The sequence below is a fragment of the Leisingera coralii genome (genome assembly GCF_049056525.1).
Lineage (GTDB): Bacteria > Pseudomonadota > Alphaproteobacteria > Rhodobacterales > Rhodobacteraceae > Leisingera > Leisingera coralii.
In genome coordinates this window covers 18,969-27,925 of sequence record NZ_JBHUPT010000066.1, presented here as the reverse complement: position 1 = coordinate 27,925, position 8,957 = coordinate 18,969, and the positions used below count along the sequence as shown (strand labels likewise).

Annotated in this window: 9 protein-coding genes and 1 pseudogene; 6 read left to right on the top strand and 4 right to left on the bottom strand. The window is 65.6% G+C overall.

The features are described 5' to 3' along the window. The 3 genes from ACFMBG_RS19645 to ACFMBG_RS19635 form a co-directional block, all read left to right on the top strand. Positions 1-276 (top strand): universal stress protein (locus tag ACFMBG_RS19645; RefSeq protein ID WP_421056368.1); only part of this gene is annotated, 276 nt, incomplete at its 5' end. A 40-nt stretch (positions 277-316) separates the two neighbouring features. After that, positions 317-1,843 carry a bifunctional aminoglycoside phosphotransferase/ATP-binding protein gene (locus ACFMBG_RS19640; protein WP_421056367.1) on the top strand — a complete coding sequence of 509 codons (1,527 nt, stop codon included), beginning with the start codon at positions 317-319 and terminating at the stop codon, positions 1,841-1,843. A 120-nt stretch (positions 1,844-1,963) separates the two neighbouring features. Beyond that, positions 1,964-2,371 (top strand): universal stress protein, encoded by a 408-nt coding sequence (locus ACFMBG_RS19635; RefSeq protein WP_421056366.1) that lies wholly within the window; start codon positions 1,964-1,966, stop codon positions 2,369-2,371. Here ACFMBG_RS19635 and ACFMBG_RS19630 read toward each other — a convergent pair. The 4 genes from ACFMBG_RS19630 to ACFMBG_RS19615 all read right to left on the bottom strand — a co-directional run bounded on the left by ACFMBG_RS19630 (position 2,368) and on the right by ACFMBG_RS19615 (position 7,630). Next, positions 2,368-3,492 (bottom strand): ABC transporter permease, encoded by a 1,125-nt coding sequence (locus ACFMBG_RS19630; RefSeq protein WP_421056365.1) that lies wholly within the window; start codon positions 3,490-3,492, stop codon positions 2,368-2,370. The two genes, ACFMBG_RS19635 and ACFMBG_RS19630, sit on opposite strands and share 4 nt — an antisense overlap. Beyond that, a complete protein-coding gene (rbbA, locus tag ACFMBG_RS19625; protein ID WP_421056364.1) occupies positions 3,493-6,189 on the bottom strand; it encodes a ribosome-associated ATPase/putative transporter RbbA in 2,697 nt (898 codons plus the stop codon). Continuing rightward, complete coding sequence (locus ACFMBG_RS19620; protein ID WP_421056363.1) at positions 6,186-7,121, bottom strand: HlyD family secretion protein; 936 nt, start codon at positions 7,119-7,121, stop codon at positions 6,186-6,188. Before ACFMBG_RS19620 ends, rbbA begins: the two co-directional genes overlap by 4 nt. A 131-nt stretch (positions 7,122-7,252) precedes the next feature. Further along, the gene (locus ACFMBG_RS19615; protein WP_421056362.1) at positions 7,253-7,630 is read right to left on the bottom strand and encodes a hypothetical protein; all 378 of its coding nucleotides are present in this window, start codon (positions 7,628-7,630) and stop codon (positions 7,253-7,255) included. 119 nt (positions 7,631-7,749) lie between these two features. Between ACFMBG_RS19615 and ACFMBG_RS19610 the strand changes: the two genes are divergently transcribed. The 3 genes and pseudogenes from ACFMBG_RS19610 (at position 7,750) to ACFMBG_RS19600 (ending at position 8,887) form a co-directional block, all read left to right on the top strand. Then, positions 7,750-7,968, top strand: a complete 219-nt coding sequence (locus tag ACFMBG_RS19610) for a TOBE domain-containing protein (protein ID WP_421056361.1) — start codon at positions 7,750-7,752, stop codon at positions 7,966-7,968. A 173-nt stretch (positions 7,969-8,141) separates the two neighbouring features. Further along, positions 8,142-8,508, top strand: a pseudogene (locus tag ACFMBG_RS19605) (ABC transporter substrate-binding protein); the annotation flags it as partial. A gap of 70 nt (positions 8,509-8,578) precedes the next feature. Then, entirely contained in the window at positions 8,579-8,887 is a 309-nt protein-coding gene (locus ACFMBG_RS19600) for a metallophosphoesterase (protein ID WP_421056360.1), read from the top strand. The last annotated feature ends 70 nt before the right edge of the window (positions 8,888-8,957 follow it).

The window sequence follows — 8,957 nt, the reverse complement described above, 5'->3', positions numbered from 1 at the left end:
TTTGACCCGGATCTGACCGACGAGCGGGACGGGGAAGACCCCGGCACGGATGCCGCGGCATGGCTCAGCCATCACGGCTGCAATGTGACCGTGTCGCAATTCCCCAGCGGCGGGCGTGACGTTGGCCCCGCCATCCAGGACCGCGCCCGCGAGGCCGGGGCGGATCTGGTGGTGATGGGCGCCTATGGCCATTCCCGCCTGCGCGAGGCGGTGTTTGGCGGCACCACCAGGACGATGATCGAACAGACGGAGCTGCCGGTTCTGTTTGCCCACTGATCCGGCTGTGCCGCTGCCAATCTGCCACGGGGGTAAGCCAATGCATCCGGGAGAAACCCAGCAGGCCGAAGTGGTGGCCTTTCTCAGCAGCCCGTCAGCTTACGGTGCTGACGCGCCCGTTGAAGTGGTCACAACGCATTCCGCCCATGTCTTCCTGACCGGCAGCCTGGCCTTCAAGATCAAACGGGCGGTGCGCTACAGCTATCTGGATTTCTCATCGCTTGACTCGCGCAAGGCCGTGCTGGAGCGCGAGCTTGCCCTCAACGCCCCGGCAGCCCCCGGGATTTATGACCGGGTGATTGCGGTGACCCGCGAAGCGTCCGGGGCGCTGGCGCTGGACGGCGCGGGGGTTCCTGTCGAATACGCTTTGCGGATGCGCCGTTTCCCGCGGGAGGCGGAACTGAGCAACATTGCCGAGGCCGGCGGGCTGACCAATGATCTGGCCGGGCGGCTTGGCACTGCGGTTGCCGCCTATCACGCGGATGCGGAGAGGCGCAGTGAGGACGGCGCGGTCCTGATCCGGGAGATCATCGACGAGCTGCGCGAGGCCTTTCACGGCATGGAGCCGGTGCTGGGCCGCGGCAGGGTGGAGGCGTTTCAGGACAGGGCCGAACAGGTTTTTGCGCAGATTGCCCCGTGCCTTTCGGAACGCTCAGCCGCGGGGTATGTGCGCAGGTGCCACGGCGATCTGCATCTGAGGAACCTGGTGCTGATCGAGGGCAGGGTGGTGCCCTTCGATGCGCTTGAGTTCGATGAGCGGCTGGGCACCTGCGACGTTTTCTATGACTTCGGCTTTCTGCTGATGGATCTGCTGCACCGGGGCGCGGAAAGTCAGGCAAATGCGGGTCTGAACAGCTATGTGCAGGCGGCTGGGGATTTTGGCGGGCTGGCCGCGCTGCCGCTGTTCCTGAGCCTTCGCGCGGCGATCCGGGCGATGGTCACGGTGCAGGGCATGGCGGGGCGCGAGTCCGAAGCTGCCGCGCAGGATGCCCGGAGTTATCTTGATCTGGCGGCGGCCTGTCTGGCGGCCGTGCCGCCGCGGCTGGTGGCAGTTGGCGGCCTGTCGGGCACCGGCAAGACCACGGTTGCGGCGCGCATTGCGCCGGTGCTTCATCCGGTCCCCGGCGCGGTGCACCTGCGCAGCGATGTCGAGCGCAAGGCGCTGTTCGGAGCCGCTCCGCTGCAGCGGCTGCCCGCCGAAGGCTACCGCCCGCACGTCACCGCCGAGGTCTATGCCCGGCTGCTGGACCGGGCAGAGCAGGTCCTGCAGGCTGGGCACAGCGTTATCGTTGATGCGACTTTCCTTGCGGCGGAATACCGGGAGGCCTTGCAGGCGCTGGCTGTCCGGCTGGGGGTGCCGTTCGACGGGATCTGGCTGCATGGCGACCCTACCATACTGGAGCGCCGTATCGCCGCCCGCACCGGGGATGCCTCGGATGCGGACGCGGATGTGCTGCGCGCGCAGCTGAAGCGCAACGCGGACCCCGCAGACTGGACCCGGATCGCCTGTGGCGGCACCGCCGATGAGGTTGCCGGGCTGGTGCAGGCTGCCCTGTTCCCGGACTGACGCGGACCGGCCCTTATGCCCCTTTTGCGGTGGGAGGCGCGCCGTGGCGCCGGATAACTTCAATCAATGCAGGCCAGAGGCCGCGGGCGTAACGTTGAGCAACGACTGAGGAGGAACACGATGTACAAGAATATCCTTGTGCCCATTGCCCCGGATCACGCGGCCAACACCGCCAGCGCTCTGGAGGCCGCCTATCTGCTGGCGGATAAGGATGGCAGGATCACGGCGCTGACCGTGGCCGACGAGATACCCGGCTATGTGGTTCAGCAGCTGCCGGAGGGCCTGCTGGAGAACACCCGCGAGGAGATGCTGGCGGCGCTCAAGGCAGATCTGGGCGGGGTGAAAGGCGTCAAGGCGGAAGTTGTCACCGGCCATGCCGGGCGCACGATTGTCGATTATGCCGATGCCCATGGCGCTGATTGCATCGTCATCGCGTCGCACCGGCCCGGGCTGCAGGACTATTTCCTCGGCTCGACGGCTGCGCGGGTTGTGCGCCACGCCCAGTGCACCGTGCTTGTGATCCGCTAGCTGTCGTGCGCCACTGACCGCCGGAACAGCAGGAGGCTGGTGGCCAGGAGCACGGCCCCCAGCAGCGTCATCCACAGGAATTCCGGCCAGACCGTCTCAACGCCCGCGCCCTTGAACACGATGGCCTGGCTGGCGGACATGTAATGGCGCGACGGCAAGATGACAGTGGCGGCCTGCAGCCAGCCGGGCTGGCTTTCAACCGGGGTTTCACCGCCGGACAGCATCAGCATCGGCAGGACTGTCAGCATCACCAGCAGCGCAAACTGGGCCATCGAACGCGCCACCGTTGCCAGGAACACCCCCAGCGCCGTTGCGGTGAACAGGAACAGTGCCGTGCCGCAGAGAAACAGCGCCTTTGACCCGGTGATGCTGATCTCCAGGAATCCCTGCATGACAAAAGTCAGCGACAGCGCCGCCGCCACAAGCACCACCGCGGCGTTTGCCCAGATCTTGGCCGCCGCGATGTCAAAGGGCGCAAGCGGCATGGCGAGCAGGTGCTCGATCGTGCCATGCTCGCGCTCCCGGATCATCGCGGCCCCGGTGAGGATCGTGGTCAGCCACATGATCTGGCCGATCAGCGCGTTTATACCCGTGAAGCGCACGGTGTCGCGGTTCGGGTTGAAGGCACTGCGGATGATGATGCCGAGGGGCTGCGGCTCTGCCAGATCGGCGCCGATGGCAAAGCGGCGGATTTCGGTACTGAGGATGCTGGTGATGTAATTAGCGCCGATGCCGGCCTGCTCCATTGCGGTGGCGTCGATCAGCACCTGGATTTCCGGCGACCGCCCGGCGCGGACGTCCTTTTCGAACCCGGGCGGCACGGCGACGACAAACAGGAAGTGCCCGGCATCCATCCGGGCCGCGCCGGTGCCCGGCTCGATCTGGACAACAGGCTGGAATTCGGGCGGAAAGAAAGCTTCGGCAAGCGTGCGTGACAGCGGCGAGTTGTCTTCGTCCGAAAAGGCGATGGAGGCATTGTTGACCGACGTGGCAACGCCGGTGGCCTCCATCACCGGCGCCAGGGTGAAGGACCAGACCAGGAGCGCCATCATCACCCAGTCGCGGCGCAGGCTCATCATCTCCTTGAGGCCGAGCCAGAATATGCAGGAGAGCCGTTGCATCTACTTCTCCTGCGCCCGCAGCGACAGCGCGGCCAGCAGCGTGAAGACCGGCCCGAAGCAGGCCAGCGCCAGGATGTCCGGCATCAGCGCCTCCCATCCCAGCCCCTTGGTGAAGGCGCCGACGTTCAGATGCAGAAAGTAGGAGGAGGGCCAGAGCGCGCCGATGGTCTGGGCGCCGCCTTCCAGTGTTGAGACCGGCTGCAGCAGGCCGGAGAACTGGATCGTCGGCACCACCGAGGCGATGGTGGTTGCAAAGGTGGCGGCGACCTGGCTGGAGGTCATGGTGGCGATCAGCAGCCCGTAGGAGGTGGTGGCCCAGACATAGAGCAGCGCACCGATTGCCAAGGGCAGGGGGTCGCCCTTGAGCGGCACCCCGAAGACCGCGATGGTCATTGCGGTCAGCAGCAGGAAGTTCGCATAGGCGATGACGATGTAGGGGACCTGCTTGCCGATCAGGAATTCGAGCCGGGTTGTCGGGGTCACGTAGAAGTTCGTGACCGATCCAAGCTCCTTTTCCCGCGCGACGCTGACTGCCATCAGCACCGCAGGCAGCATGATCAGCAGGATTGCGGGCATGGCAGGGGCCATGGCGGCGATGCTCTCGAAGCTTTGATTGTAGCGGAACCGCGGCTCTATCCGGGCGATTTCACCTTGGCGGATGCCGCCGGCAGCGGCCTGTGCGCTCAGGAAGGTCTGATGCAGCCCGGCGGCATAGCCCTCCACCGTCTCTCCCTTGAACGGGATTGCGCCGTCGACCACCGCCAGCACCTCTGCCGGCTCATTTGCGCGCAGTTTGCGCCCGAAATCGGGGGGCAGTTCAACCACCAGCGAGACCTCGCCCGAGACCAGGAGGCTGCGGCCTTCGCTGGCGCTGTCCAGAGGCGGCGTTGGCCTGAAATACCGCGATCCGGCAATCTCCGAAAGATAGGCGCGGCTTTCGGGGGTTTGCGACAGGTCCAGGGCGGCAAAGTCCAGCTCGTCGATGTCCAGGGAAATCCCGAAGCAGAACACCAGCATCAGGATTATCGAGCCGAGGAAGGCGAAGGCGAGGCGGACGGGGTCGCGCAGCACCTCGACCGTTTCGCGCCGCGCATAGGCCAGGGCGCGGGTGAGGCCGCCGCCTGAATGGGGGCTGCCGGCCTGCGCCGCAGTTTCCGGCGCAGCCACCGGGGCAGGGGGATCAGCGGCCTTGAGGATGGAAATGAACGCCTGTTCCAGGCTGTCCGCCGCCTCCATGGCCATCAGCTCTTCCGGTGTGCCCTCGGCCAGGACCTTGCCTGCGTGCATGAAGGAGACACGGTCGCAGCGTTCGGCCTCGCCCATGAAATGGGTTGAGACAAAAATCGTCACGCCCTCGTTGCGCGAAAGTTCGAGCAGCAGCGCCCAGAACATGTCGCGCGCCTCCGGGTCCACACCGGAGGTCGGCTCGTCCAGGATCAGCACCCGCGGGCGGTGGATCACGGCAACCGCCAGCGACAGCCGCTGCTTGATGCCAAGGGGCAGGGCGGCGGCCAGGGTGGTGCTGTGTTCCGTCAGGCCGAACCGCTGGATCAGCTCGCCGACCCTAGCCTCCCGGTCTTTGATCCCGAAGATGCGGGCGTGGAGCTGGAGGTTCTGATCGACGGTCAATTCGCCGTAAAGCGAGAAGGCCTGGCTCATGTAGCCGATCTCGCGGCGCATCGTGCGGTTGCGGGCATCCACCGGTTTGCCGAACAGCTGCGCCTCGCCGGAACTGATGGGCAAGAGGCCGGTCAGCATCTTCATGGTTGTGGATTTGCCGCAGCCGTTGGATCCCAGAAAGCCGAAGATTTCGCCGCGGCCAATGGTGAAGTCGACGCTGTCCACTGCGACGAAATCGCCAAAGCGGCGGGTCAGCCCGCGGGCGGTGATGACCGGTTCGGCGCTGACCCGGTGTGCCGCTGTGTCGCCTTGAACGGGCTGCGGCCGGCCGCTGGCCCGCAGCTGCCGGTAGGCGGTTTCAAGATCAGGGGCTGCGCCTTTCAGTTCGTCCGGGGGGCCTTGGAACAGCGCGCGCCCGGCGTCCATGGCGACGATCCAGTCAAAGCTCTGGGCCTCCTCCATATAGGCTGTGGAGACCAGTACGGACAGGCCGGGGCTTTGCGCGCGGATGGCGCTGATCAGCGCCCAGAACTGGCGGCGCGACAGCGGGTCGACGCCGGTGGTCGGCTCGTCCAGGACCAGCAGCTTGGGGTCATGGATCAGGGCGCAGCACAGTCCCAGCTTCTGCTTCATGCCGCCCGACAGCCTGCCCATCAGCCGGTCTTCGAACGGGGCAAGCCCGGTTGCGGTCAGCAGCGCCGCGATCCGGGCTTCACGTTCCGCGTGATCCTGCCCGAAGAGGCGCGAGAAGAACTCGAGGTTTTCGCGCACGGAAAGCTCGGGGTAAAGATTGCGGCCCAGCCCCTGCGGCATGAAGGCAATCGCCGGGCAAACGCGGTGCCGGTGCGCTGGGTCGCCGATGGGGCCGCCAAGGACATCGATCGACCCGGCCTGCAGCTTCTTGGCGCCGGTGATCAGGCCCAGGAGGGTCGACTTGCCGACCCCGTCCGGCCCGATGAAACCGACCAGCCGGCCTGGGGGCAAGTCCAGCGAAACCGCGTTCAGGGCGGTATGCTTGCGGTAGCGGTGCGTGACCTCCGCGACACGGATTGCGGGGATACCAGCGCTGGCAGTCATTCGAACAGCTCAGGCGGAATGCGGCGGTCCAGCGCTTCGGGCCATGCCTGGTCCGGGTCAAGCCGGATGACCGCAATGCCGCGCAGGCCGGTCTTCACATGTTCGATCCGCGCCGCCACCAGATCCTGCGGGATCCGGACGCGGACGCGGAAGACCAGCTGCTCCCGTTCGCTCAGCGTTTCCACCTGCTTGGGGGTGAACTGGGCCTCTGGAGACACAAAGGTGACAGTCGCAGGGATGGCATAGTCCGGCAGGGCATCCAGCACGATGCGCGCTTCGGCGCCGATCGGCAAAAGCCCGGCTTCGCGGGCGGGCAGGAACACTTCCATGTAGATGTTTTCAAGGCTGAGCAGCGTCAGGATCGGCCCGCCTGCGCCGACGACTTCACCCGGTTCCGCCAGCCGGTACAGTACCCGGCCCGGCATCGGTGCGGTCAGGGTGCTGTCCTCGATCTGCGCCGCGATCCGGCGGACCTCCGCCTCGGCCGCTGCAATCCCGGCCTCAGCCGTTGCGACCCGCGCCCGCGCCGCCCCGAGCACCGCCTCGGCAACCTGGTGCGCGGTGTCGCGCTCCTCAAAAACTGTCTCGGAGATGTTGTGCCCGGCCAGCAAGGCGGTCGCGCGCTCAAGCTCATGTTCGGCCCGGAGGTGTTCGCTCTGGCGCTGGACAACCAGCGCTTCCGCTTCGGCCTTGGTCTGGCGCGCCAAGGCAGCTTCGGCTTTGGCACGGTCATGCGCGGCGGACAGCTCGTCGGTGTCCATCACCACCAGAACATCTCCCGCCGCAACCAGGTTGCCTTCCGCGGCCATAACCCGCGCCACCCGGCCGGCCCTGGCAGGCGCGATCTCAACCTGCTCGGCCTCGATCCGGCCATTGCCCTGAACGAAGCCATCCGGCAAGTCCCCGCCGTCCTCGGAGACGAACAGGTACATTGCGGCGGCCACAAGCAGGGCTGCTGCTGCGGCAAATATTGCGCCTGTCTTTTTCCTCATGGCCAAGCGCCCGGTCTTTTACAACATCTGCCAAGCTTATTCTGATCAAAGGCGGGATGCCTTGTTTTGAATCAACCCGGCGCCTTCGAAATGCAGCGGTCACAGGGCCGCCGACGCCGCTCAGCCAGAATGAGTTTCCGTCGCACCCCTCCTGAAAGACGCTGCGGATAATTGCCGGACCGGAGGATCAATGCGGCGGAGATATCCAGGCCGGCGGGACAGCTGCCGGGCGCCGTCCCGCGGCCTTTTTGCTGGATGAGCCGCTGTCGAACCTGGATGCCAAGCTGCGGGTCCAGACCCGCGCCGGGATTGCCTAGCTGTACCGTTGCCTGGATGCTACCTTCATCTATGTCACCCATGAGCAGGTCGAGGCGACGGCCATGTCCGACCGGATCGCGGTGAAGATGGGCGGTGAGATCCTGCAATGCACGCGGCCCGCGATTATCCATGAGGAACCGGAAGATATCCGTGTGGCTGAATTCTTCGGCCCCCCAGGATCGACATCCTGGCGCTGGACACCCTGGGGGACGGTCAGCTGTCTGTCCGCGGCCATGAGCTGCCGTTTTATTTGCAAAGCCATGAAGCCGGCCTGTATCAGGGCCAGCGCCCGGAGATGCTGCAGCTGAGCGGCCCGGATGCGCCGATCACGGGCACCATCGCCAAAAGCGGGAACCTCGGCGCTGAGCTGTTCCTGCAGGTCGAGGTGCCAGGCCTGGAAAACCGTATCATCCTGCGCGCCAGCCCGTCTCAGGCGCAAGTGCTGCAGCTGGCCGGATCATCGGCATGAAGTGAGCGGAACTGGACGGTGCCGCCCTGCGCAGGGCGGCCTAATCCGAGATCCCCAAGGGGATGAACCCCGGAGCGCTGGTCTGCAAACAAGACGCTCCAAGACCCGGCAAGTCAGAGAACATATTTCATGAAATTGACCCCGCCGTAATGGCGCTGGCCCTGAGCGCCACCGCCGCGATGCTGATCTCCACCTCGGATGATCCGCGTGTGCAGGAAGCGGCTTGGGACTGGTTCAAGTTCATCACCTCGGGCGAGGGGCTGCCGAAGTGCCCAAGACCACCGGCGACATGCCGCCGCCATTGCCGCCAACGCAGTGATCCTGGTCGGCTTCTATGACCATAACCCGAACAGGAAGACTGCCGTGGGCCAGCTGCCGCTGCTGCGCGGCTGGCTGGCCTACCCGGGCGACAACGGCCTGGCGATCACCGATTTGCTTTACAGCGGTGTCGAAAGCATCGTCACCGGCGAAGCCGCCGGCATGAAAGAGCTGCAGCAAGAGCTGGTGGAAGAAACCGCCGACTTTCTGCCGAACGGCTAAGTCCCTGACACCAAGCCATGCCAGCCCCTGAAAGAAGGGGGCTGGCTTCTGTCTCTGGAAAGACGAAACGATGAAATTTGTCCATCTGACAGATACCCCTGTCATTGGCGGCGGCCGCCTGCTGTTCGGGGCCGATCAGGCGCGGCGGCTGCAGCTGGCCTTTGACGGCATCAGCGAAGAACATGGTGACGCCGCCTTTGCCGCGGTGACCGGCAAAATGGCCCATTGGGGTGATCCGGGTGCTTATGCGGCCTTCGCGGAGCACATCGAACGGCTTCGGATGCCGGTGCATCTGATGGTGGGAAACCACGACGACACAGCTGCCTTTGCCAAGTGCTTCCCTGCCGTGCCGCGCGGTGAAAACGGCTGTGTGCAATAGGCTATTGCGCCCAGCGTCTCGACTGGCTGCAATCCCAGCTGGAGGCCGCCGGCGGCCCGGTGCTGCTGTT